Source organism: Pseudomonas sp. D47 (assembly GCF_045447305.1).
Classification (GTDB): domain Bacteria; phylum Pseudomonadota; class Gammaproteobacteria; order Pseudomonadales; family Pseudomonadaceae; genus Aquipseudomonas.
The window spans coordinates 1-339 of the sequence record NZ_JBJGXU010000204.1; the positions used below are offsets into that span (position 1 = coordinate 1).

Sequence of the window (339 nt, forward strand, 5' to 3'; positions counted from 1 at the left end):
GGAGCAGGCCGTACCTGCCGAGTGGGTTGACAAGGTGTTCAATGACCACCGACAACGCCAGTACTCCCGTGAGCTCTTGTTTTCAACCGTTGTAGAGCTGATGTCCCTTGTTTCATTGGGCTTGAGGCCATCACTGCACGCTGCAGCGCGTAAGATGGAGGGCCTTTCGGTGAGCGTTGCGGCGCTCTATGACAAGATCAATCGGACCGAACCCGAGGTGCTTCGAGCCCTCATTTCAGGCAGCGCAGAGCGTTTAGAACCAACCATCAAAACGCTCGGCCACTCATCGATACTACCCGGCTGGCAGTTGCGCATTGTCGATGGCAACCACCTACCGGC

General features: G+C 56.9%; 1 pseudogene. It reads left to right on the top strand.

The features are described 5' to 3' along the window. A pseudogene (locus tag ACI77I_RS32255) lies at window positions 1–339 on the top strand (IS4 family transposase); the annotation flags it as partial.